Origin of the sequence: Sphingomonas sp. Leaf198 (assembly GCF_001424005.1) — a bacterium.
GTDB lineage: Bacteria > Pseudomonadota > Alphaproteobacteria > Sphingomonadales > Sphingomonadaceae > Sphingomonas.
On record NZ_LMPX01000002.1, the window covers coordinates 479,804 to 501,626 of the forward strand.

Sequence of the window (21,823 nt, forward strand, 5' to 3'; positions counted from 1 at the left end):
CGGCCGTTTTTCTTTGTGTCGTGCACCCTTGCCCGGACGCCGCCGGCCCGGCACCGTATGATCCATGGCAACACTAGCGATATACAGCCTGAAGGGCGGCGTCGGTAAGACGACGCTCGCCGTGAACCTCGCCTGGTGCGCCGCCGCGCTGTCGGCAAGACGTACGCTGCTTTGGGATCTCGACCCGCAGGCCGCGGCGACCTGGGTGCTCGGGGGGCCGGGCAAGGTCGACCAGGCGCAGGCGATGTTCTCGAAGGATATCGCAGTCGCCAAGCAGGCACGGCCGACCGCATATCCGCAGCTCGACCTGATCGCCGCCGATGCATCGCTCCGCGGGCTCGACCAGTTGTTCCACGAACTCGACAAGAAGAAGCGCCTCGCCAAACTGGTGTCCGACCTCGCCGGGTACGACCGCGTTGTCCTCGACTGCCCGCCCGGCCTGACCGAGACCGCGGATCAGGTCATGCGCGCCGCCGACCTGATCGTCATCCCGGTCATCCCCTCGCCGCTGTCGACTCGTGCCTATGATGCCGTCGTCGCGCATCTCGGCGGCCGGACGCCGCTGCTGCCGGTCCATGTCATGGTCGACAAGCGCCGCGCGCTCCATGCCGAGGCGCTGGCCATGCATCCCGACTGGCCGGTGATCCCGATGGCAAGCGGGATCGAGGCGATGGCATCGCGGCGAGCACCGGTCGGCGTCTTCTTGCCAAAGTCGTCGGCGGCGCGCGCGTTCGCTGATCTGTGGCGGCGGATCGAACAACGGCTGGCCGCATGAGCGAGGGTCTCGATCCGAAAAATGGACTCGACCCGCAGCTCGTCCTCGGCGCCTACTCGGTCGGCGTTTTTCCGATGGCCGACAGCCGCGATGCCGCCAGCGTCTACTGGGTCGAGCCGCGCCGCCGCGCCGTGCTGCCGCTCGATTCGTTCCGGCTCTCGCGGTCGTTGCGCAAGACGATCGTTGCCGACCGGTTCCAGGTCACAGTCGATACCGCTTTCGAGCCTATTCTGCGACTCTGCGCCGAAAGCGTCGCTGGCCGGCCCGAGACCTGGATCAACGCGAGTATCGAACGCGTCTTTACGACGCTGCACGCGATGGGCTTTGCACATTCGGTCGAATGCTGGGACGGCGGCAAATTGGTCGGGGGGCTCTATGGACTCGCGCTCGGCCGTGCGTTCTTCGGCGAGAGCATGGTCAGCCGCGCGACCGACGCGTCGAAGGTCGCGCTCGCGCATCTGGTCGCGAGGCTACGCGTCGGTGGGTTCACGCTGCTCGACTGTCAGTTCCAGACCTCGCACCTCGCCTCGCTTGGCGCGGTCGAAGTCGATCGCGCGGATTATGTCGCGTTGCTGGCCGCGTCGCTCGACGGCGCGCTCGGCGCATCGGCGGCTGCGGGCGTGGCGTCGGCCGGCGACTTTCGCGCGCTCGATCGCTTGGCGGGCAAGGCCTCCGCATCGGACGCGGTATCGGGCCCGGTCGCGGGGAACGTCATCGCGCAACTCTTGGTCCAGACGTCGTAGACCGGGTTCTGCACCGCGTTCAGCGCGGGGCGTTCCTTGTAGAGCCAACCTGAAAACGTCCGGCGCCAGTGCGTGTCGACGCCGCGCACCAGCACCTGGACGAACGCGCCGGTCAGTTGCTCCTGCTCCCACGGCGCGGTCTGTTCGCAGGCGCGCAGCCGCAGCACCACATCGCCCATCCGCGTCGCCTGACCGGGCTTCAGCGTAACGTCGTGCGTTTCGCCATTTCGCTTGTTCAGGATGCCGATCACCGCAACGCGTTGCGCCATCGGCGTTCCGCCATTCGCGATCGCCGCCGCCCCGGTATCGATCGTTTCGACGGAGGAACTCGCCGACTCGTCCGCCATCGGCAGATCCTGCTGGACGACCCCGGCAGGCTTATTCGGCGTCTGCAACGCGCGATAGCCGAACCAGCCGCCGATCCCCAGCACCGCGACCAGCACGGCCGCGGCAAGCCAGCGCAAATTCACCCTTCGGGGACCCAGGCTTCGTAGTCACCGGTGGCCGCCGCACGCGTTCCGCCCTTTTCGAGCGCACCCGAAGGACGATACGCGAGCGCGGTGCCGGTCATGTTGGGAATCGCCGGCTTCTGCCAGGCCCGAACCGGCGGCAAAGCGCGCTCGGGAACGTCGTCGACCTGATGATGCAACCAGCTGAACCACGCGGGCGGGACCCGGCTGGCGTCAGTCGCGCCCTGATAGATCACCCAGCGACGCGGGTTGCCGGCGGTATCCTTGCCGCCCTCGTAATAGACGTTGCCAAGCGCGTCCTCGCCCTTCTTCGCCATGCTGCGCAAGCCGAATTTGGTGCCGAGGGTGGCGCCGTTCCACCACGTGAAAGTCGATGCAAGAAAGCCCATGCCGATGCGCTTAACCCGAGTGAGGGCGGGCATCAACCATGATGATGGCCGAGGTCAGGCGAAGCCTCGCTTCCTGTGTTATTCGAGAGGCGTGTCGTTGCTCACCCTTTTGCAGCAAGGAGGTGCCGACGTTCGACCGGCATGCCGCTCCCCCTTGTTCTCCCGCAAAAGAGGGAACCCAGTCTGGTCCCCGCCTTTGCGGGGAAACATCTTACCCGCGTAGAGACGCAGCCTTCCCCATCAGCCCGGCTCGGCGATCCGGCAGCCCCTACCGCGCTACTTCGCGCTCTCGTCCCAGGTTACGCGATCACCCTCGGCGATCCCCAATTCCGCAGACCGTCCACCCATCAGTTCCAGCACCGCGCCGACCGGTTCGCCCGACGGGATCGGCGCCTCGGAAAACGGTACGGTGTTGTCCGCGATCCGGGCGATCGTCCGGTCTGCACGGATGTAGAGAATGTCGAGCGGACTCGGCGTGTTCTTCATCCAGAAGTTCGCGTTCACCGGAGCGCCGCCGTCCGCCGGATAGGGCCAGAACAACATCCCGCCATCGGGTTTAAGATCGGTCCGGTACATCAGCCCGCGTTCCTGTTCGGCCGCCGTCTTCGCGCGCTCGACGACGAACACATGCGGGCCGTTCGCGCTTTTGATCGTGAGCGTAAGCACCGGGGCATTCTCGGTCTTGGTATCGGCATGCATGTACGCGATCCCGCCCGCTCCCGCTCCGCCAACCAGAACCGCGGCCAGACCGGCCTTGGCAAATACGCTCATTACAAACCCTCTTCGACCACGACCGCCAGCGGCCCCTTCCGTCCTGCGACGACCCGCGCGCGGAGCGGTTGCTCGGGCTCGACCGATTCGATCCCTGCGCGACGCAGCGTCTCCATATGGACGAATATATCGCTGCCGTCAGCGCTACGGACGAGAAAGCCATAGCCCTTGAGGCGGTTGAACCATTTGACGACGACCGGCTCGAACGGGCCAGCGGCATCGATCATCGCGATCGGATCGACCCGGTCCGGCGACGATGTCGACGAACGCTCCACCTCGGCGACGGCATTGGTCATGTCTATCGAGACGATCTCGCGCGCCTGGAACCCGCGTCCACGCTGAACCGACAGGGTCTCGATTCGTGCGCCCTCGGGCAGGCTGCGGCGACCATGAGGCTGCAGGACGGAAAAATGGACGAGGATATCGCCAACGCTATCGTCATCCGCGACGGCGAAGCCGAACCCACGGGTCACGTCGAACCACTTGATGACGCCGCCGATCGCACGCACATCGACGCCGCCGACAAGTCCGGCCAATAGTCCCCCGTTGTCGATGGTGGCTTCGATCGCAGTTTCGATCGGCATTTCCGCCCCTGTTTGCGTCACTATACGCATCATTACACCCCTAGCCGCCTAGCTAGCACGCTTCGTCGCAATCGCAACGAATCCATAACGGACATCACTCGAAATCTGATGCTTCTACAACCGTCGACGGCGGGGCGGCGACGATCCGGCGTGCCAGATCGAAACGGTGACCGGCGCGAAGCATTGCCGCAAGTTGCTTCTCGTGCAGTTTTCGGTCCCCGTGCCTATCGCCGTCCCCGCTGCCGTATGGGCCGATCCGCTTGCGACGTGCGAACGCCAGCGCCGATTCGACCGCGCGGTCGGCAATCGCCGGCGCGACCGAGTCCGCGTCGCTTTCATCGATGCCCGCTTCGCGAAATGCGCCCGCGACACGTCGCGCCCCAAGGCCCCGTCGCTGCATCGCCGCCGCGCGCTGCTCGGCAAAGGCCCGGTCGTCGACATATCCGAGTTCGGCCATACGGTGCGCCAACTCGGCAGGGTCTGCGGCGGCGCCGGCAGCCTCGTCGGCCCAGCCGCGTTCGCGGATCTTGCGGTTGAGGTAATCGGTCAGCCGCCCCCGCGTCGTCGCGAATCGTTCGACGTAGCGGAGCGCCAAACGTTCGAGCGCGGCGGCATCGAGTGGTTTGGGCGCAGGCCGTTCGCGCGATCGGCTACTGTCCTGGCCTTTGCCCCATCCGCCGCGCTTCGCCGCGCCACGACCATCCGTCGAGCGACTATTGTCGGAGTCGCTAGCACCCCGTTGCGGGTCGAGGGCATCGTCATCGTCGTCCACGCCATCATTGTGCCACACTGACACCCGAAGTTGAACGGCTAGACTAGAGATAGGCGTGGCGTGTTCGATCGCCGCGACGGAGCAAGGCAGGAACTGCGATGACGACCGAAACGGTAACGACCGACACGGCCACCACCGACGGCAAGCACGGCCAGACCGTAGCGGCGCCTGTCGCCACGCCGACCGCAGACGCCCTGCCGCGCCGCTTCGCCGATTTCGGCACGCTGGGCGAAGCCCTCGACTACGCCGCGAGCGGTAACCGTGGTCTTAATTTTCACGACGCGCGTGGCAGTTTGTCGCAACCCTATCCCTACAGCCAGCTCCGTGCGGACGCGCGTGCGATGGCGGATCGCCTGATCGCCGCCGGTGTTGCCCCCGCCGATCGCATCGCGCTGGTCGCGGAGACCGGCCCCGAGTTCGCCGCATTGTTCTTCGGCGTCGTCTATGCCGGCGCATGGCCCGTGCCGTTGCCGTTGCCGACCTCGTTCGGCGGCCGCGATTCGTACATCGAACAGCTTCGCGTCCAGCTTGAAAGCTGCGACCCAAAAATGCTGATCTTCCCGCCCGAACTCGCGCAGATGGCGGGCGAGGCCGCGCGCCTGTCTGGCAACATCGGGATCGACTGGTCCGAGTTCGCGACGCGCGAGGCGCCTGCTGCAACGCTCCCCGAAGCGAAGCCGGACGACATCGCATATCTGCAATATTCGAGCGGCTCGACGCGCTTCCCGCACGGCGTCGTCATCACGCATGCCGCGCTGCTCAACAACCTCGCTGCGCACAGCCACGGCATGGAAGTCTGCGACACCGATCGCTGTGTCTCCTGGCTGCCCTGGTATCACGACATGGGTCTCGTCGGCTGCTTCCTGTCGCCGATCGCCAACCAGGTCTCCACCGACTACCTCAAGACCGAGGATTTCGCGCGCCGTCCGCTCGCGTGGCTCGATCTCATCAGCCGCAACGAAGGCACGACGCTCAGCTATTCGCCGACCTTCGGCTACGATATCTGCGCGCGCCGCATGTCCTCGCAAACCAAGGCCAGCGACCGCTTCGACCTGTCGCGCTGGCGCGTCGCGGGCAATGGCGCCGACATGATCCGTCCCGACGTGATGCAGTCGTTCGTCGACGCGTTCGCCGATGCAGGCTTCAAGGCCAGCGCGTTCCTGCCGAGCTACGGCCTTGCCGAGGCGACGCTCGCGGTTTCGTTGATGCCGCCGGGCGAAGGCATCCGCGTCGAACTCGTCGAGGAAACACAGCTCTCGGGTGGCTCGCGCGGTGGTGACCGCCCCCAGCGCTACCGCGCGATCGTCAACTGCGGCAAGCCGGTCCGCGACATGCAGATCGAGATCCGTGAAGAGGACAGCACCCCCCTCCCCGAGCGCGCGATCGGCAAGGTGTGGTGCAGCGGCAAGTCGGTGATGGTCGGCTATTTCCGCGACGATGCCGCGACCGAGGCGTGCATGGCGGACGGTTGGCTCGATACCGGCGACATGGGCTATATGTCGGACGGCTACATCTACATCGTCGGCCGCGCCAAGGACATGATCATCGTCAACGGCAAGAACCACTGGCCGCAGGATATCGAATGGGCGGTGGAACAGCTTCCCGGCTTCAAGGCCGGCGACATCGCCGCGTTCGCGATCACGACGCCCGGCGGCGAGGAAACCCCCGCCGTATTGGTCCAGTGCCGCAGCTCCGACGAAGCCGAACGCCTGCGCCTGCGCGACGAGATCCGCGAGCGTGTCCGCTCGGTGACCGGCATGAACTGTCTGATCGAGTTGATCCCGCCACGCACCCTGCCGCGCACCTCGTCGGGCAAACTCAGCCGGGCTAAGGCTCGCAACCTGTATCTCAGCGGCGATATCAAACCATACGATATCGCAGCCTGAGATAGCGCCTCGATTGCGATGCTCCGCGGTTCTTAGTTGGGCAGAAGCGCCGGTAGGACAGAGATCCGCGATGAATCGTGATATCGGCGACGGTACGCCAACAGTCTGCTAACTAAAGCTTATTAGGGTTCGCTCCGTGAGCATCAAAACCCCTTCACCGTTGCGCGGGATCGCAGTCACGCTTCCCTTGTTGTTAGGTCTGCGCGACGGCTCCGATCCGGTCGAATGGAGCCGGATCCGGACTGCGCAACTGCACGGCGGGCGCAGGATGGCGCTGGTGATGCTCGCGGCGAACGGTGTCGCCGCAACCGCCACGGCGCTGCTGGTCGACGACACGTCGCCGCAATGGCAGATCGCCAGCTGGCTCGGCGTGCTGCTGCTCGTCGTCGTCGGCATCGCGGCCCGGCGTCTCAGAGCACCTCAACTCGGCGATGGCCAGATCGTGCTGCGCGATGTCCGCAACACCGGCTGGGAAGGCTTGCTGCTGGCACTGGCATGGTCGACCGTCCCCGTGCTGTTCTGTACCCATGCGCCGTCCGGGACGACCGCGGGTCTCGGGCTGACCCTGTGCGCACTGATGACTGGCGCGGCGTTCGCGATGGCGCCGCTGACGCTCGGAACCTTGGTCTTCCTCGGGTATCTTGGCAGTGCTGTCACGCTCCAGCTAGCTATGGCAGGCACGATCGCGGCCTCGGTCGGCGTGTTCGTCTTCACCCTGCTGCTGATGCTGGTCTGCGTGAGCCGCGCGCGGACGCTGATGCTGCTCCACGCCAGCGAGATGGCGCTCGACGAGCGCGACGAGACCGTCAGCCTGCTGCTGCGCGAGTTCGAGGAGACCGGCGCCGACTGGCTGTGGGAGACCGATGCCACGCGCCGCATCGTCCGCGCCTCGCCGCGTTTCGCGTTCGCCGCCGGCCTCGATCCAGCCAGCATCGACGGCATGCCGTTGCTCCAGCTGCTCGCCGGGCCGACTTGGGAGACCGGCGATTTCGCCACCGGATTGCGCACGCTCGCCGACAAGATGAAGAAACGCGAGAGTTTTCGCGACCTGCGCCTGCCCGTGCAGATCAAGGGCGAAGACCGCTGGTGGGAGATCGCGGCCTCGCCGCGGTTCGACGACCGCGGCATGTTCAGCGGGTTCCGCGGGGTCGGCTCCGACATCACCGAACAGCGCAAGTCGGTCGACAAGATCAACCGAATGGCGCGCTTCGACACGCTCACCGGGCTGCCCAACCGGCTGATGGTCAACGAAACACTGGTCCGGACGATCGGCGAGGCCGGCCAATGGGGCGGCCGGTACGCGTTCATGATGCTCGACCTCGACCGGTTCAAGGCGGTCAACGACACGCTTGGCCATCCGTTCGGCGATCGCCTGCTGAGCCGCGTATCCGAACGGCTGAGCCAGTTGATGACCGACAATGAACTGTGCGGCCGGCTCGGTGGCGACGAGTTCGCGGTCATCGTCCGCGACGCCAGCGATCAGGTCGCGCTCGAATCGCTCGCCCAGCGGATCATCGACTCACTGTCGCTGCCCTATGAAATGGATGCGCACACGCTCTACATCGGCGCGAGCATCGGTCTCGCGGTCGGTCCGCGCGATGGCCGGACCGCGGAAATGCTCATCCGTTCGGCCGATCTCGCCTTGTACCGCGCCAAGGATGCCGGTCGCGGCGTCTACCGCAGCTACGAACCCGCGCTTCACGTTCAGGCCGAAGAGCGCCGCGTCCTCGAGATTGCGCTCCGCACCGCAGTCGAGAATGGCGAGATGCATCTCGTCTACCAGCCCGTCGTCGACGCCGAAACCGGCGTCCTGCTGGGTTTCGAGGCGTTGCTGCGCTGGAACAGCCCGGAATTCGGCATCGTATCGCCCGACAAGTTCATCCCGCTTGCCGAGGAAACCCGGCTGATCGCCAATATCGGCGCCTGGGTCCTGCGCACCGCGTGCGAGGAGGCTGCGCGCTGGCCGTCAATGATCCGGATCGCGGTCAATGTATCGCCCGACCAGCTGCACAACCCCGGATTCGTGACGACCGTCACCGGCGCGCTCGCCAGCTCCGGCCTGTCCGCCGAACGGCTCGAGCTCGAAGTGACCGAGAGCGTGTTCATGCATGAGGGGCTGGGCGTCGCTAAGGTCCTCGAGCGCGTCCTCGATCTCGGCGTGCGGCTCAGCCTCGACGATTTCGGGACCGGCTATTCGTCGCTTGGTTATCTCAGCCGGACGCGGTTCTCATCGATCAAGATCGATCGCAGCTTCGTCCAGGACGCGGCCAAGGGGATGCGCGAGGCGATCGCGATCATTCGTGCGGTCGTCGCGCTGGCCGAGAGCCTCGGCATGGCGACCACCGCCGAGGGCGTCGAGACCGAGGCCGAACACCGGATGGTCCGGCAATTCGGCTGCACCAAGGTTCAGGGCTATTATTTCGGTCGCCCGCTTCCGGTCGACGAAGCCCGCGCGCTGGCCAACCGCGGTTGGCAAAAGTCGGCGGCCGCCTGATCCGACAGCCGCCATCTACTGCCAACCCCGATTACCGACCGTAATCTCCAACCGCGCTTACCGGCGGCGCTCCCGCCCACCGAAACTGACGAGGCTCTCGGCGCCATCCGCCGACAGTGCCGACACGCCGACGAACGTGTCGTCGACCGGCACCTGGACCAGCACCGTCTGCGTACCCGTCACGTCGCGGACGTCCGTCCAGCCCTGCGAATCGTTGCGACGCCACCGGACGCGGTAGCGTGCAGCGCCCGGCACGGCAGTCCATTTGACCGTCGTATCGCGCGACAAGGCACCCGCGATCGATACGTCTTCGGGCGCCGCCGGCGCGGCGGCAATCTGCGCGATCGTCGTCACGTTGATCGCCGTCACCTTGGCCAGATACGGAAAGTCCATGCCCTCGATCGTGTCGCCGTAGACGGCACCTTTTTCGGTACGCAGATCCTGATGCTGGCGATCCCAGTTCTCGGCCGCGACCGAGAACCGTACCGCGGGATAGCCGAGCTTGAGAAACGGTTCGTGATCGCCACCGCGACCGAACCGATCCGGCCGCCGATCGATCATCACGTCGAGCCCGCCCGGAATGCCGCCGGCGATCCCATCGATCGCCTTGGCCAGCGCGCGACTCGGGCCATCGTCCTCTCCGCCCTCCGCACGCCGTCCCTGTTGCGCGACCATGTCTTCCGATGCGCGAATGCCTTCCGAAAACACGCGCACCTTGTCCGCGACCCGGACGCCGCCCTGACCGACCGTGTTGCCGACGATGTCGTTGTTGAGCATCGCCGACACCTGCCAGCCGCGCGCCTTCGCCGTATCGGCGAGCAGTTCGGCGCCCCACAAGCCCTGTTCTTCGCCCGAGAACACCGCGTAAACGATCGTCGCGTCGAACTGACGTTGCGACAGCAAGCGCGCGGCCTCCAGGACCAGCGCCACGCCCGAGGCATTGTCGTTCGCGCCCGGCGCATCGGAGGTCGCGTTCATGACATCGGTCACGCGGCTGTCGATATGCGCACCGACGATCACCACCCGGTTCGGATCGCGGCCCTTCTGGATCCCCAGGACGTCTTCTACCACCACGCCGGTCGGTGCCCGCGGGCCGGTGAAACGTCGCGAAATCCGGTCGACCGTGATGCACCCGCCGCACGATGCACCGATCTCCGTAAAGCGGCGCGCTGCCCAGGTCCGCGCGGCGCCGATACCGCGTTTGGGGTCGGTCGTGGTCGACGCCGTGTGGCGTGTGCCGAAATCGACCATCGTTGCGACGTCCGCCTTCAATCGGGTCGCAGAGGTAGCGGATTGGGTCGCAGGTGCGGGGGCGAGCGGGGCGGCGGCTGCGAGAAGCAGCGGAACGATAAAGATCGACATCGAATGATCGTGCCCGGATCGCAGGCCTGCCTCAAGTGTTTAATATCGCTGAGACGAACCAACTGAAACTGGAATTCAGCCGAAGATCACTTTCGGCGGAATCGATAAATCGCACGAACATGATTCAGATTTGATACTTTTTAATCAAATGCGTAGAGGTACTTATCGAAATCCGGGACCGATAGTGATTATAGGCCATTCAATCTCGAATATGGACGGTATCATACAAGCCATCGATGAACCGGTGGCTCGTGTGCTGAAACGTACGCGTACAGAGCTGATCGGCATGTCGTATACGTCAATCACGCATCCTGAGGATATCGCTCGCAACGTATCGCAGGTCCAGGCTCTTCGTCCGAATGGTCAGTCGCAATCGATCCGCAAGCGATATCTTGGCGGCGATGGCAGTATCATCACGCTCACCGTCCAGGTTTTGCGTATCGGCAGCGGCGAGAGCGGCCATCTCGTCGGCACGATGTCGGCCGCCGCCCCACTCGGCTCGATGATTGCAGGTCCGCGTCATGACGATCGCCTGCCGCATAGTCTTTGGCGCCGCGCAAAGGATCTGCTCGCGGTCATGCAGGCACGCGATAAGACGCTGGGCGGCGATCTGTTCGCCGATCATGCCTGGGCACTGCTGTTGAGCGTCTATGTGGCGGAGGCCGAGAGTCGGATCGCAACGGTCGACTCGGTCGCCAGCCAGCTCGGTCTGAATCGCGCGACCTTGGATCGCTGGATTCGTGTGCTGGAGGCCAAATCGCTGGTCGATCCGCCCGATAGCATGCGCGAAGCACTCCAGCTGACACGCTCCGGCATCGATGATGTCGAACGGCTGTTGTCGACCCGATCGCTGGTGGACGTCAGCTAAGACGATCGATCGCCTCGCGCGTCAGCGACCCGGGAATGATCATGACGGGGACCGGCAGCGCGCCCGCGTCGGTTCCCGCGAAATGCGCGATCAACTCGCCCGGCGCGCCGATCGCGGCCGCGCCGAGCACCAGTGCGGCGATCTCTGGGTTGGCCGCGATCATCTCGCGGATGATCTTGGGTGCTTCGCCTTCGCGGACAGTAATCGACGGACGCAGACCGGATTCCTCCAGCAACGTACCCGCGGCGCCGGCGACCAACCCCTCGGCGTGCAACCGCGCCTCCTCCTCGATAGTCGCCTGGACGCCGCCGAACGCGATGAACTCCTGCGGCGGGATCACGGTGAGAATCTCGACGCCGCCGCCGGTCTTCACCGCACGCCGCGCGGCAAAGCGCAACGCGATGCCAGCTTCGGGACTGTCGTCGATCACCACCAGATAAATGCGCATTTTCGCCCCCGTTATCGCCGGTAATTGGGCCGAGGCGGGTCGATACGCAAGTGCGCCGGGGTTGACCCGAGCGGACGAGGGCGCGAGTAGGCATGCCGTTACGTCACGCCCTGGGGAAATCCATGTCGATCGAGATCAAGATGCCTGCGCTGTCCCCGACCATGGAGGAGGGTACCCTCGCCAAATGGTTGATCAAGGAGGGCGACGTCGTGAAATCCGGCGACCTGATGGCCGAGATCGAGACCGACAAGGCGACGATGGAATTCGAAGCCGTCGACGAAGGCACCGTGGTCAAGATCCTCGTCGCCGAGGGTACCGACAACGTGAAGGTCGGCACGGTCATCGCCATCATCGCCGAAGAGGGCGAGGACGCGTCGTCGATCTCTTCCGCGCCGACCAAGAGCGAGACGCCCGAGCCCGCCGCGAAGGAATCGGAGGCCAAGCCCGATCCGACGGACCCGAACAAGACCGGGACCGAGGCCAAGCCGGTCGAGCGGACCGAGGCTTCGGCTGAGGATCATGGCCGTCCCGACGATGCCGGTGCAGCCAAGCCTGCCGCCAGCGGCGACCGCGTGAAGGCGAGCCCGCTTGCGCGCCGTCTTGCCGCCGACAAGGGTATCGATCTCGGCGCCGTGTCGGGTTCCGGCCCCAAGGGTCGCATAGTCAAGGCCGACGTCGAGAGCGCGAAGCCGGGTGCTGCGCCTGTCGCTGCGAAGACCGACGCTGCTGTGCCGACGGCTGCCGCTACTCCGGCCCCTGCCGCGAAGCCTGCGACCGTGCCGGATATCCCGCACGAGACGACCAAGCTCAGCAACGTCCGCAAGACGATCGCGCGTCGCCTGACCGAGTCAAAGCAGACCGTTCCGCACATCTACCTGACGGTGAACATCCGCCTCGATGCGCTGCTCAAGCTGCGTGGCGAGCTGAACAAAAGCCTCGAATCGCGCGGCGTGAAGCTGTCGGTCAACGACCTGCTGATCAAGGCGCAGGCCGTCGCGCTGATGCAGGTCCCGACCTGCAACGTGATGTTCACGCCCGACCAGCTCATTACCTTCCAGCGGGCCGACATCTCGGTCGCGGTGAGCACGCCGTCGGGCCTTATCACGCCAATCATCGTCGGTGCGGACACCGCGTCGCTGTCGTCGATCTCGACGCAGATGAAGGACCTCGCCGCCCGCGCTCGCGACGGCAAGCTCAAGCCCGAGGAATATCAGGGCGGTACCGCCTCGATCAGCAACATGGGCATGTTCGGCATCACGCAGTTCGATGCGGTGATCAACCCGCCGCAGGCGATGATCCTCGCGGTCGGTGCTGGCGAGAAGCGTCCGTACGTAGTCGGTGACGAGCTGACCGTAGCGACCGTGATGTCGGCGACCGGCAGCTTCGATCACCGCGCGATCGACGGTGCGGACGGCGCGCAGTTCATGAAGGCGTTCAAGCATCTCGTCGAGAACCCGCTGGGCATGCTGGCGTAAGATCGTGACCACCGCCTCCACTCCGTTCGCCCTGAGCGAAGTCGAAGGGCATGAGACTCATGTACCTCGACTGCGCTTGGCACGAACGGTTTAGGGGGGTGTTCGACATGAAGAAGACGACCATCGAGATCCTGCACATCCTCGCAGGCCTCGTAGTAGCAATCGCGATCACCTGGGCGGCGGCATGGTCCTATCCGCTCGGGCAGGACGTGATCTGGTCGTGCGGTGCCGCGGCGATGGTGGCGACCATGCTGATGGGCGTGGGACCGCTGCGCCGCGCCCGCCGTCTCGACCAAACGACCCGCAGGAGTGAAGCGTGACCGACCTGCCTCCCAACAAGGCCCCGACGATCCGCGTTACCGCGATGCCGGCCGACGCCAACCCCTATGGCGACATCTTCGGCGGCTGGCTGATGGGCCAGATGGATCTTGCCGCGGGCTCGGTCGCGTCCCGGCGCAGCGGCGGTCGTGCCGTCACGATCGCAGCGGACGCGATGAAGTTCCACATGCCCGTCGTCGTCGGTGACGAAGTCTCGGTTTATGCCGACCTGAGCGCGGTCGGTCGCACCTCCATGACGATCGAGGTCGAGGCTTGGCGCCGCGCGCGGCACAGCAACGACAGCTGCAAGGTGACCCAGGCGCGCTTCATCTTCGTAGCGGTCGGCGACGATCGCAAACCGCGGCCCGTGCCGCCCGAAACCAATTAATTCAAAGGACTCTACCGTGGCTGATACCTATGATCTCGTCATCCTCGGCTCGGGCCCCGGCGGCTACGTCGCTGCGATCCGCGCGTCGCAACTCGGCCTGAAGGTCGCGATCGTCGAGCGCGAGCGCTTGGGCGGCATCTGCCTCAACTGGGGCTGCATCCCGACCAAGGCGCTGCTGCGCACGTCGGAAATCTATCACTACATGCAGAACGCCGAGAGCTATGGCCTCAAGGCGGACAATGTCGGCTTCGACCTCGCCAAGATCGTCGACCGCTCGCGCAAGGTCGCGGGCCAGCTGAACGCGGGCGTCAAGGGCCTGATGAAGAAGAACAAGGTGACCGTCGTCGAAGGCGTCGGCACCGTGACGGCGAAGGGCAAGCTCAGCGTCAAGCAGGGCGACAAGACCGTCGAGCTCGAAGCCAAGAACATCATCGTCGCGACCGGCGCCCGCGCGCGCGACCTGCCGTTCGCCAAGGCTGACGGCGAGCGGATCTGGACTTACCGACACGCGATGGTCCCGACCGAGATGCCGACCAAGCTGCTGGTCATCGGCTCGGGTGCGATCGGCGTCGAGTTCGCCAGCTTCTACAACGACATGGGCGCCGACGTGACGATCGTCGAGATGCTCCCGCGGATCCTCCCCGTCGAGGACGAGGAAGTCTCCGCGTTCATGGACAAGGCGCTGACAAAGCAGGGCATCAAGCTGCTGACCCAGACCGGTCTGGAGGGTCTCGCGCCCTCGGCGAACGGCGTCACGGCCAAGATCAAGGCGAAGGACGGCAAGGTTTCGGAAGAGACCTTCAGCCACGCGATCATCGCGATTGGCATCGTCCCCAACACCGAGAATATCGGGCTTGAGGCTTTGGGCGTCGAAACCGACCGCGGCCATATCAAGACCGACGGCTACGGCCGCACCAACGTCGACGGCATCTGGGCGATCGGCGACGTCACCGGCGCGCCGTGGCTGGCGCACAAGGCAAGCCATGAGGGCATCATCGCGGTCGAGAAGATCGCCGGCGGCTCGCCGCACCAGATGGATAAGGCCAACATCCCCGGCTGCACCTATTCGCGCCCGCAGGTTGCGTCGGTCGGCATGACCGAGGCGAAGGCGAAGGAAGCCGGGTACGAGCTGAAGGTCGGCAAATTCCCCTTCATCGGCAACGGCAAGGCGATCGCGCTAGGCGAGGCCGAGGGCTTCGTGAAGACGGTGTTCGATGCGAAGACCGGCGAACTGCTCGGGGCGCACATGGTCGGCGCGGAAGTGACCGAGCTGATCCAGGGCTATGTCGTCGCGCGCCAGCTCGAGACTACCGAGGCGGAGCTGATGGAGACGGTGTTCGCGCATCCGACGTTGTCCGAGATGATGCACGAAAGCGTCCTCGCCGCCTATGGCCGGGCGATCCACTACTGAGCAACTGATCCTCCCCGTAAGGGTGAGGTGACGCCGAAGACGTCGGAGGGGGAGGACACGGAACCGAGGTCCTTCCTTTCCGCCCCCTCCGTCTGGCAAGCGCCAGCCACTCTATAGCGGGGGACGACTTGAGGTTGGTACTCCTTCTCCGTCATCCTGACGAAAGTCAGGACCCAGGGTACCGCCCGCGGCGCTTTATCGCTCTGGATCCTGACTTTCGTCAGGATGACGGAGGCGAGTGGGGCGGCATTGTTCTTGTCAGGCACGAAGTCGAGACCAGTCTGATATCCGGCCGACCGACCGATCCGAGCGAACCATCCCGTTTCGGCCCTATCTCTCTTGACCCTTGCGCGCGACGCGTCAAAGGGTCGCGCCGGCCACGACATCCCGCTTTCAGGATTTCGCGGTGCATAAGCCACCGGTGCGGGACCCGCGAATGTCGATCGAACCAGACTCCCGCCTCACGCACCGCCATATCACGATAACGGCGGTCGCACTGTGCATCGCCTCGCTCGCGCTGTTCTGGCCGGGCACCGCGATGTACGACACCGTCACGCAATATCAGCAGGTCCTGTCGGGCGTGTACGACGATTGGCACCCACCGGCGATGGCGCGAGTCTGGGCGCTGCTGGCGCCGCTCGGGCCCGGTGCGACGCCGATGCTGGTCCTGCAACTCGTCACCTATTGGCTCGGGCTCGGTTTGATCGCCGCAGCGCTGGCCCGGATCGGTCGCGCCCGCGGCGCCGCCGCGATCCTCGCGATCGGCCTGCTCCCGCCCTTTCTCGGCTGGCAGGGCGTCGTGCTCAAGGATGCGCAACTCGCTGGCGCGCTTCTCGCTGCAGTCGGCATCATAGGCTGGTGGCGGCTCGCGCGGCGCCCGCCGCCCCGCGCGATGTACATCCCGGTCGCACTGCTGCTCGCCTACGCCGTGCTGGTCCGCGCCAACGCCGTGTTCATCGTCGTTCCGCTGATCGTGACGCTTGCCCCGCGCCCGGTACACCCCTTCGCCAAGCTCGTCGCCGGTCTCGTCGCGGTCGTCGCCGTGCTCGGCGTCGCGCCGATCGTGAACCATCAACTGCTCCGCGCGCAACCCAGTGGGGTCGAAGCGACGCAGGCGCTCTACGACATAGCGGGCATCGCCGCGCGTACGCCGGACGGCAACACCATCGGCCTTACCCGGCAAGAGACCGAGACTGTAATCCAGCGGCGGTGCGCGAAGCCGTTCTTCTGGGATCCGCTCGGCGACGATGCGCATTGCGGAACGACGATGGCACGGCTGCGCGCGCTGCCGACCGCGACGCTGTACGTCACGCTGGCGTCGGCGGCGCTGCATCATCCGATCGCCTATGCCGGGCACCGCTTCGCGCATCTGAACTCGACCGACCGGTGGCTGGTCCCGTTCCACTGGCCGAGCGCCGCGCCGCCCGTCGCGTCCGAGCCGAACACGATCGGGCTCGCCAACCCCAGTGCAGCGGCCCGCGCGTGGGAGGTGCTGACCGCGATGATCGTCGAGACCCCGCTCGGCTGGCCGATCGCCTGGATCGTCGTCGCGATCACCGCGCTTGCCGCAAGCCTGTCGCGCCCGCGCGATCCTGTCCGCGAACTCGCCACCGCATTGCTGGTATCCGCCCTAGCGCTGGAAGTCAGCTTCGCGGTGCTGAGCATCGCGTCCGACCTGCGCTATCACCTGTGGCCGATGATCGCGACGGCGGTTTCCGTCGTCCTGCTCGCCGATCGCTCACCGCGGCGGCGGGTCCTGATGATCGGCGCAATTGCGCTGACGATCGTGATCTGCAGCGGGCTGGCGGCGCGCCTGACGCTACCCCTCCCGCCCCAGTCCTATGCCGGCATGCTGGGGTAAGCCACGGGCAGCGCCCCTAGCGCCGGCGTAGCTTGCGCCGCGGATAGGGCACCGTCTCGTAATATTCGGTGGTCGTCGTGGTCGTCGTCACCGGGACGGATTGAACGACCACCGTCGTTGAGCCTGCCGGATAGGCCGGGCCGCTGGTCGTCGTGACCGTCGTGGCGCCATCGCGCGAAACCCAGGTTTCGCCCGGCGCACTCGCGTAGGTACGCGGCGGCTGATAGCCGGCGCCATAGGGCGGCGCGTAGTCGTCCGCATATGTGCGCGGGGGCGGCGCATAATCGTCAGCATACGGCGCGGGCGGCGGATAGCCTGCGCCGTATCCCGCACGGAGTGGTGGCGGCGTGCGACGGCCACGATCCTCGGCCTTGTCGATCGCGTAGCCCGCCGCTGCGCCGACGCCGGCACCGATCAGCGTACCGCCGAGACGGTTGCCACGTCCGGCGATGACGTTGCCCGCGACGCCACCGGCTACAGCACCGATCGCGGCACCGCCCAAACCCGTGTCGCGCCGGTTGTAGCGACCATCGTCCGACCGCGGCGTGCGACCATCATCATATGGCGGCGCATACCCGCGTTCGCTCGGCCCGGCGTACACCGTGTCGTTTGCCGCATAATCTCGAGGACTTATCGTCACCGAACTGCTCGAATCATAGCGGTCCCAATCGACGTCGCCGACGGTGTCGTAGACCGATCCTCGCGGGTCGATCAGGACGGCGTCGTCGTAGTAGCGCGCCCAGTTATACCCCTGCGGCGGTTGCGGAAGACCGTAGGTCGACCAGTCGCCCACGTAGAAGCGCGGCGCATTCCAATAGCCGGGCACCGCCCAGCCGCGATGCGGGCGGCGGTAGCCGGTCCAGCCGCCCGGCGCGTTCGCACCGGCCCACCAGCGACCGCCGATCTTGCTGCCCCAACGCGGCTGGCGGTGCGGTCCCACCTGTCGCGACGCGGTCTGCACGATGGGAGGATTGGCGGCTATCGGACCGGGCCGGCGGGGATTCGCCATCGGTGCCTGCATCGTCGCGCCCGGCATGCCGTAGCCGGCGCCGGGCCGCTGCTGCGCGTACGCCGCGCCGCCGCCGACCAAGGCGAGCCCTGCGCTCGCGAGAATAAGGCTCCGCATGTTCATCTCCCTGGTTCCGCCACCCTATCCCGCGCAAACGCCGGATGTCTTGAGGGGTTGCTTACCAAAGCCGGGGGCGAGTCACCAGCAAGCGTACCGTCCCGAAACGGAGCAGCGCCTACAGACGCTGGCCCAACAATGCCGCGAGCGCCTCGCAGCCTGCCGCATCCTCAGCGTCGAACCGCGCCGGCTCCGGGCTGTCGAGATCGAGCACGGCGACCAGCGTGCCGTCCTTGATCACCGGTACCACCAGTTCCGACCGGCTTGCCGCGTCGCAGGCGATGTGTCCCGGGAATGCGTGCACGTCGTCGACCAGTTGCGTGGTCAGCGTCGCGGCAGCGGCCCCGCAGACGCCCTTGCCGACCGGGATACGGATGCACGCGACCTTGCCTTGGAACGGCCCGAGGACGAGTTCGCCACTCTGCGCTTCGGGCACCAGCCGGTAGAAGCCTGCCCAATTAAGATCGGGCAGATACTCCCACACCAGCGCGGCGGCATTCGCCATGTTGGCGATCGGATCGGTCTCGTCTGCGGTCAGCGCGTCTAGCGCGGCAAGCAGGTCGCGGTAGAGATCGGCCTTGGTGCCGGCGGAGATATCGAACTGGTACATGTGATCTTCCTTGGTCGGCGTCTTGATGGAACTAGCACGCTCCAAAATCCGTCATCCCAGCGAAAGCTGGGACCTCCATGTTGGCGTCGGCGGCCCGTTCCTCAAGGATACCCCAGCTTTCGCTGGGGTGACGGTGCGGAGGGATGGCACCTGATCATGAATCGCTCAATCGTCGCGCACTTTTCCCCGGCCCGCCTTCACACCGCTGCGCACCTTCTTCGTGTCGACCCGACGCGCCTTCGCTGCCTTGGACGGCTTGGTCGCGCGACGCGCCTTAGGGACGATCGTCGCCTCCTTGATCATTGCGACGAGGCGTTCGCGGACCTCCTGGCGGTTGAGTAACTGCGACCGCGATCCCTCGCTACGCAGCACCAGCACACCGTCGCGCGTCAATCGCGATCCAGCCAGCACGGCGATGCGGTTCTTCACCGCCAGCGGCAAGCCCGGCGACAGGCCGACGTCGAAGCGCAGGATCACCGCGCTGTCGGTGGTGTTGACGTGCTGACCACCGGGACCGCCCGAGCGCGTCGTGCTCTCGATCAGTTCACTGTCGTCGATCGAGATCGATCGGGTGATCGGGATCGCGACCATCAGCCCCTGCCCTCGCCAGCCTCAGCCGTCGACGGAGTCCGGCGTCGCATCGCCGTGAGCAATTGGGAGGATCGGCGTATCGGCAGTGTCAGCAGACGCTTCATCGGCGAACCCGGCCTTGGCGAACCGCTCGGGCAGCGGCGCTTCGGCGAGCACGTCGGGCTTGCCCGGGCGCGGGACGATAAGCCGCTGCGCGTGGAGCATCATGCCGAGCCCGTCCGCCTTGCCGTAGACGCCGTCGCCGACCACCGGCGCGCCGAGGCCGCTCGCCGCGTGGACGCGGATCTGGTGCGTACGGCCGGTCTCGGGCAGGAACTCGACCAGCGAACGCCCGTCCCTGATCTCGAGCACGCGCCACTTGGTCCGCGACTTCTTGCCGTCAGGGTCCTCGACCATCCGCCAGCCGGTCTCGGCGGTGCTGACCTTGCCCAGCGCCATCTCGATCAGGCCGGACGTGCCCTCGACGACGCCGTCGAGGAGGGCGACGTAGCGTTTCGAGACGAGGCCCTGTTCGAACGCCTGCTGCAACCGGGCATGCGCCTTGGGATTGCGCGACAACAAAAGGCAGCCGCTCGTGTCGCGGTCGAGCCGGTGCACCGCCTTCGGCCAGCGCTGGAAGCCGAACTTCAGGCTTTCGAGATGATTTTCGAGGCTCAGCGAGCCATCGCGGGGCGGATCGACCGGCAGCCCTGCGGGCTTGTCGATTACCAGGGCCTCGCCGTCGAGGAAGAGTACGCGTTCACCATGCATGGCGCCGCCCTTGCCATCATTAGCGCCTGCGTGCCAGAGCCCGCGTCGATGTTGCACCGCACGCTGGCCCTCGCGCTCCTCTTCGCCCCGACCGTCGCGGAGGCCCAATTGTGCGAAGGCCAGAGCGCGGCGATCGCCCCCGACGGTCGCGCGTTCGGGCATCTGCCGTATGGCGACGCCGCCGAAACCGAACTGGTCACGCTGCCGTCCGAATATTCGGTGGGCAATCCATGCGTCGTACGCGCCGATATCCTGCCCGATCTGCTCCGGCTGTTCGCAGCGGCGCAGGGCGATTCTTCCGTGATGGGCCAGCTCCGCGCGCTCTCGTGTCAGCGGTCGATCGCGCGCCAGCGCAGCGTGTTCTGCCGCGGCGAAATCAGCACCGCGGCCAACCGGGCGATCTCAGTCGCGCCGCCTGGATATAGCGAGCATTCGACCGGCTATGCGCTCGATTTCGCGGTCCGGCCTGCGAACGGGTGTCCCGATGCGGAGGCGTGCATGGCCGCGACGCCTGCCGCGCGCTGGCTGCGGCTGAACGCGCCGCGGTTCGGGTTCGAGCAGAGCTTTCCCGGTGGCAACAAGCAGAACGTGAAATGGGAGCCCTGGCACTGGCGCTGGGTGGGCACGAGCGGCAGTGCGCCCGGGGCGGCGAAGGCGCGGTTCGTGTTCGCGCGGGCGCGGCGGTTGTATCCGGCGGATCCCGCCGTGCTGCCGCTGGTGGTGAAGGTGTCGGCGCAACCGCCGGTGCCGGTGGCTCCGGTCGTGGTGGTGCCGTCGAAGAAGAAGCGGCGGTAGGCGATTTCGACGTTTCGCTAGCGACGCACATCGCTAGCGACGGCACCACCCCGGCGAAGGCCGGGGCCCAGTTGGGGAACGTTGCTGACGACGGGCAGCGCTTCGTTACTGCCACCTTTCCAACTGGGCCCCGGCCGCCGCCGGGGTGGTAGTTTTTTGGGGGGGCACCTTTGAGTTACGATCCCATTGGATGCCCCACTCTACCCAATCAGTGCAGCACCAGTCCGCCCGTACGCACGACGCCGTCCTGCAACGCGTGATCGTACAGCAATTCGGTCTCCAGCTTCACCTGGAGCGACAGCCGGTCGAGCATCGACTCCGCCTGGATGCCGAACGCAGCCCAGTCGTCGGGAGAAATCGTCGGCAGCCAGTGGCCGATGAACGCCTTCCAGTCCGAGCGCAGGATGTCGAGATCCTCCTCCATCATCGCGATCGTATCGGCCGAGCATCGCGCTTCCATCGCCACGACGGTGCGATCGATGACTTCGTCCTCGACGCCCAGATGATCGGCGACGGTCACCGCCAGCTCGATCAGCTTGCGCGACGCGAACGCGCTTTGCGTATTAGATTCTCGTGATAAATTAACGAGTTCCGAACATTGCCGGGCAATCTTCTCGTGATCTTCGATCAACCGAATCCAATTCGCACGGTCCTGATCGGATACTTCTCGCTCTGCGATCTTCGCGTTCATGACGTCGCTACTCCCCTGCGAATGCCAAACGGTAACACTGAATATACGCGTCAAATATTACCAAAGATGCAATAGCGTCAGGCGTTTGACCATAGCTATAGTATTTCCGGCAGTGCGGTCGTGTCGAAACGACCGTGTCGCGTCCACCCTTTGACATGACGCCGCGGCGCGCCTATATCCGCATCTCACCACAGCATCCGGGAAATGACATGCCGTCGCGCAGCGTGTCGATCGTATTGGATACC

General features: G+C 65.8%; 22 protein-coding genes and 1 pseudogene. 11 read left to right on the forward strand and 12 right to left on the reverse strand.

Going from position 1 to position 21,823, the window contains the following annotated elements; translation table 11 throughout:
* Window positions 1-64: 64 nt before the first annotated feature.
* The gene (locus ASG20_RS09280; protein WP_056051349.1) at window positions 65-775 is read left to right on the forward strand and encodes a ParA family protein; all 711 of its coding nucleotides are present in this window, start codon (window positions 65-67) and stop codon (window positions 773-775) included.
* Window positions 772-1,518 (forward strand): leucyl/phenylalanyl-tRNA--protein transferase, encoded by a 747-nt coding sequence (aat, locus tag ASG20_RS09285; RefSeq protein WP_056051351.1) that lies wholly within the window; start codon window positions 772-774, stop codon window positions 1,516-1,518. The genes ASG20_RS09280 and aat overlap by 4 nt, the downstream gene beginning before the upstream one ends.
* A 35-nt stretch (window positions 1,519-1,553) precedes the next feature.
* On the opposite strand, the pseudogene ASG20_RS20095 reads toward aat, so the two are convergent.
* The 5 genes and pseudogenes from ASG20_RS20095 to ASG20_RS19795 form a co-directional block, all read right to left on the reverse strand.
* Window positions 1,554-1,865 (reverse strand): annotated as a pseudogene (locus ASG20_RS20095) (DUF2155 domain-containing protein); the annotation flags it as partial.
* A 119-nt stretch (window positions 1,866-1,984) separates the two neighbouring features.
* A complete protein-coding gene (locus tag ASG20_RS09295; RefSeq protein ID WP_056051356.1) occupies window positions 1,985-2,377 on the reverse strand; it encodes an NADH:ubiquinone oxidoreductase subunit NDUFA12 in 393 nt (130 codons plus the stop codon).
* Between the two features lie 276 nt (window positions 2,378-2,653).
* Complete coding sequence (locus tag ASG20_RS09300) at window positions 2,654-3,148, reverse strand: DUF192 domain-containing protein (protein WP_082470869.1); 495 nt, start codon at window positions 3,146-3,148, stop codon at window positions 2,654-2,656.
* On the reverse strand, window positions 3,148-3,732 hold the full coding sequence (locus ASG20_RS09305) for a cold shock domain-containing protein (protein ID WP_082470870.1): 585 nt from the start codon (window positions 3,730-3,732) through the stop codon (window positions 3,148-3,150). Before ASG20_RS09305 ends, ASG20_RS09300 begins: the two co-directional genes overlap by 1 nt.
* A 94-nt stretch (window positions 3,733-3,826) precedes the next feature.
* Window positions 3,827-4,504 (reverse strand): regulatory protein RecX, encoded by a 678-nt coding sequence (locus ASG20_RS19795; RefSeq protein ID WP_201780717.1) that lies wholly within the window; start codon window positions 4,502-4,504, stop codon window positions 3,827-3,829.
* Window positions 4,505-4,602: 98 nt separating this feature from the next.
* Between ASG20_RS19795 and ASG20_RS09315 the strand changes: the two genes are divergently transcribed.
* Both ASG20_RS09315 and ASG20_RS09320 read left to right on the forward strand, forming a co-directional pair.
* Window positions 4,603-6,390: a fatty acyl-AMP ligase gene (locus tag ASG20_RS09315; RefSeq protein WP_056051357.1), complete on the forward strand. Its 1,788-nt coding sequence runs from the start codon at window positions 4,603-4,605 to the stop codon at window positions 6,388-6,390.
* Window positions 6,391-6,526: 136 nt separating this feature from the next.
* Window positions 6,527-8,884: a putative bifunctional diguanylate cyclase/phosphodiesterase gene (locus ASG20_RS09320; protein WP_231420260.1), complete on the forward strand. Its 2,358-nt coding sequence runs from the start codon at window positions 6,527-6,529 to the stop codon at window positions 8,882-8,884.
* Window positions 8,885-8,941: 57 nt separating this feature from the next.
* On the opposite strand, the gene ASG20_RS09325 is transcribed toward ASG20_RS09320, so the two are convergent.
* Entirely contained in the window at window positions 8,942-10,246 is a 1,305-nt protein-coding gene (locus ASG20_RS09325) for a M20/M25/M40 family metallo-hydrolase (protein WP_056051358.1), read from the reverse strand.
* A gap of 211 nt (window positions 10,247-10,457) precedes the next feature.
* On the opposite strand from ASG20_RS09325, the gene ASG20_RS09330 reads away from it, so the two are divergent.
* Entirely contained in the window at window positions 10,458-11,114 is a 657-nt protein-coding gene (locus ASG20_RS09330) for a PAS domain-containing protein (protein ID WP_056051359.1), read from the forward strand.
* Here the strand turns inward: ASG20_RS09330 and ASG20_RS09335 are convergent.
* A complete protein-coding gene (locus ASG20_RS09335; RefSeq protein WP_056051362.1) occupies window positions 11,107-11,562 on the reverse strand; it encodes a universal stress protein in 456 nt (151 codons plus the stop codon). The genes ASG20_RS09330 and ASG20_RS09335 overlap by 8 nt on opposite strands.
* Window positions 11,563-11,684: 122 nt before the next feature.
* Here ASG20_RS09335 and ASG20_RS09340 point away from each other — a divergent pair, with 122 nt between their 5' ends.
* The 5 genes from ASG20_RS09340 to ASG20_RS09365 all read left to right on the forward strand — a co-directional run bounded on the left by ASG20_RS09340 (window position 11,685) and on the right by ASG20_RS09365 (window position 17,015).
* Window positions 11,685-13,037 (forward strand): pyruvate dehydrogenase complex dihydrolipoamide acetyltransferase, encoded by a 1,353-nt coding sequence (locus tag ASG20_RS09340; protein ID WP_056051364.1) that lies wholly within the window; start codon window positions 11,685-11,687, stop codon window positions 13,035-13,037.
* Window positions 13,038-13,144: 107 nt separating this feature from the next.
* Window positions 13,145-13,357 (forward strand): hypothetical protein, encoded by a 213-nt coding sequence (locus ASG20_RS09345; RefSeq protein ID WP_056052935.1) that lies wholly within the window; start codon window positions 13,145-13,147, stop codon window positions 13,355-13,357.
* Between the two features lie 44 nt (window positions 13,358-13,401).
* Window positions 13,402-13,743 (forward strand): acyl-CoA thioesterase, encoded by a 342-nt coding sequence (locus tag ASG20_RS09350; protein WP_056052938.1) that lies wholly within the window; start codon window positions 13,402-13,404, stop codon window positions 13,741-13,743.
* A gap of 16 nt (window positions 13,744-13,759) precedes the next feature.
* Window positions 13,760-15,154 carry a dihydrolipoyl dehydrogenase gene (lpdA, locus tag ASG20_RS09355; RefSeq protein ID WP_056051366.1) on the forward strand — a complete coding sequence of 465 codons (1,395 nt, stop codon included), beginning with the start codon at window positions 13,760-13,762 and terminating at the stop codon, window positions 15,152-15,154.
* 436 nt (window positions 15,155-15,590) lie between these two features.
* Window positions 15,591-17,015: a hypothetical protein gene (locus ASG20_RS09365; RefSeq protein WP_056051370.1), complete on the forward strand. Its 1,425-nt coding sequence runs from the start codon at window positions 15,591-15,593 to the stop codon at window positions 17,013-17,015.
* Window positions 17,016-17,031: 16 nt separating this feature from the next.
* On the opposite strand, the gene ASG20_RS09370 is transcribed toward ASG20_RS09365, so the two are convergent.
* From ASG20_RS09370 to ASG20_RS09385, 4 genes are all read right to left on the reverse strand, one after another.
* Window positions 17,032-18,141 (reverse strand): RcnB family protein, encoded by a 1,110-nt coding sequence (locus tag ASG20_RS09370; protein WP_082470945.1) that lies wholly within the window; start codon window positions 18,139-18,141, stop codon window positions 17,032-17,034.
* 118 nt (window positions 18,142-18,259) lie between these two features.
* The gene (locus tag ASG20_RS09375; protein WP_056051374.1) at window positions 18,260-18,751 is read right to left on the reverse strand and encodes a GAF domain-containing protein; all 492 of its coding nucleotides are present in this window, start codon (window positions 18,749-18,751) and stop codon (window positions 18,260-18,262) included.
* A gap of 165 nt (window positions 18,752-18,916) precedes the next feature.
* Entirely contained in the window at window positions 18,917-19,342 is a 426-nt protein-coding gene (arfB, locus tag ASG20_RS09380; protein WP_056051376.1) for an alternative ribosome rescue aminoacyl-tRNA hydrolase ArfB, read from the reverse strand.
* Window positions 19,343-19,363: 21 nt separating this feature from the next.
* Window positions 19,364-20,092, reverse strand: a complete 729-nt coding sequence (locus ASG20_RS09385; RefSeq protein ID WP_082470871.1) for an RluA family pseudouridine synthase — start codon at window positions 20,090-20,092, stop codon at window positions 19,364-19,366.
* Window positions 20,093-20,122: 30 nt separating this feature from the next.
* Between ASG20_RS09385 and ASG20_RS09390 the strand changes: the two genes are divergently transcribed.
* The gene (locus ASG20_RS09390) at window positions 20,123-20,887 is read left to right on the forward strand and encodes a M15 family metallopeptidase (RefSeq protein WP_231420258.1); all 765 of its coding nucleotides are present in this window, start codon (window positions 20,123-20,125) and stop codon (window positions 20,885-20,887) included.
* A 208-nt stretch (window positions 20,888-21,095) separates the two neighbouring features.
* On the opposite strand, the gene ASG20_RS09395 is transcribed toward ASG20_RS09390, so the two are convergent.
* On the reverse strand, window positions 21,096-21,578 hold the full coding sequence (locus ASG20_RS09395; protein ID WP_056051378.1) for a hypothetical protein: 483 nt from the start codon (window positions 21,576-21,578) through the stop codon (window positions 21,096-21,098).
* Window positions 21,579-21,823 lie beyond the last annotated feature (245 nt).

Coding starts and splice junctions, on each gene's coding strand:
- ASG20_RS09280 (WP_056051349.1), top strand. CDS start 65: ATGGCAACACTAGCGATATACAGCCTGAAGGGCGGCGTCGGTAAGACG.
- arfB (WP_056051376.1), bottom strand. CDS start 19,342: ATGGTCGCGATCCCGATCACCCGATCGATCTCGATCGACGACAGTGAA.
- ASG20_RS09370 (WP_082470945.1), bottom strand. CDS start 18,141: ATGCGGAGCCTTATTCTCGCGAGCGCAGGGCTCGCCTTGGTCGGCGGC.
- ASG20_RS09325 (WP_056051358.1), bottom strand. CDS start 10,246: ATGTCGATCTTTATCGTTCCGCTGCTTCTCGCAGCCGCCGCCCCGCTC.
- aat (WP_056051351.1), top strand. CDS start 772: ATGAGCGAGGGTCTCGATCCGAAAAATGGACTCGACCCGCAGCTCGTC.
- ASG20_RS09350 (WP_056052938.1), top strand. CDS start 13,402: ATGCCGGCCGACGCCAACCCCTATGGCGACATCTTCGGCGGCTGGCTG.
- ASG20_RS09395 (WP_056051378.1), bottom strand. CDS start 21,578: ATGAACGCGAAGATCGCAGAGCGAGAAGTATCCGATCAGGACCGTGCG.
- ASG20_RS09300 (WP_082470869.1), bottom strand. CDS start 3,148: ATGAGCGTATTTGCCAAGGCCGGTCTGGCCGCGGTTCTGGTTGGCGGA.
- ASG20_RS09330 (WP_056051359.1), top strand. CDS start 10,458: ATGGACGGTATCATACAAGCCATCGATGAACCGGTGGCTCGTGTGCTG.
- ASG20_RS09375 (WP_056051374.1), bottom strand. CDS start 18,751: ATGTACCAGTTCGATATCTCCGCCGGCACCAAGGCCGATCTCTACCGC.
- ASG20_RS09340 (WP_056051364.1), top strand. CDS start 11,685: ATGTCGATCGAGATCAAGATGCCTGCGCTGTCCCCGACCATGGAGGAG.
- ASG20_RS09315 (WP_056051357.1), top strand. CDS start 4,603: ATGACGACCGAAACGGTAACGACCGACACGGCCACCACCGACGGCAAG.
- ASG20_RS09335 (WP_056051362.1), bottom strand. CDS start 11,562: ATGCGCATTTATCTGGTGGTGATCGACGACAGTCCCGAAGCTGGCATC.
- ASG20_RS09345 (WP_056052935.1), top strand. CDS start 13,145: ATGAAGAAGACGACCATCGAGATCCTGCACATCCTCGCAGGCCTCGTA.
- ASG20_RS09365 (WP_056051370.1), top strand. CDS start 15,591: ATGTCGATCGAACCAGACTCCCGCCTCACGCACCGCCATATCACGATA.
- ASG20_RS09385 (WP_082470871.1), bottom strand. CDS start 20,092: ATGCATGGTGAACGCGTACTCTTCCTCGACGGCGAGGCCCTGGTAATC.
- ASG20_RS09295 (WP_056051356.1), bottom strand. CDS start 2,377: ATGGGCTTTCTTGCATCGACTTTCACGTGGTGGAACGGCGCCACCCTC.
- ASG20_RS09305 (WP_082470870.1), bottom strand. CDS start 3,732: ATGCCGATCGAAACTGCGATCGAAGCCACCATCGACAACGGGGGACTA.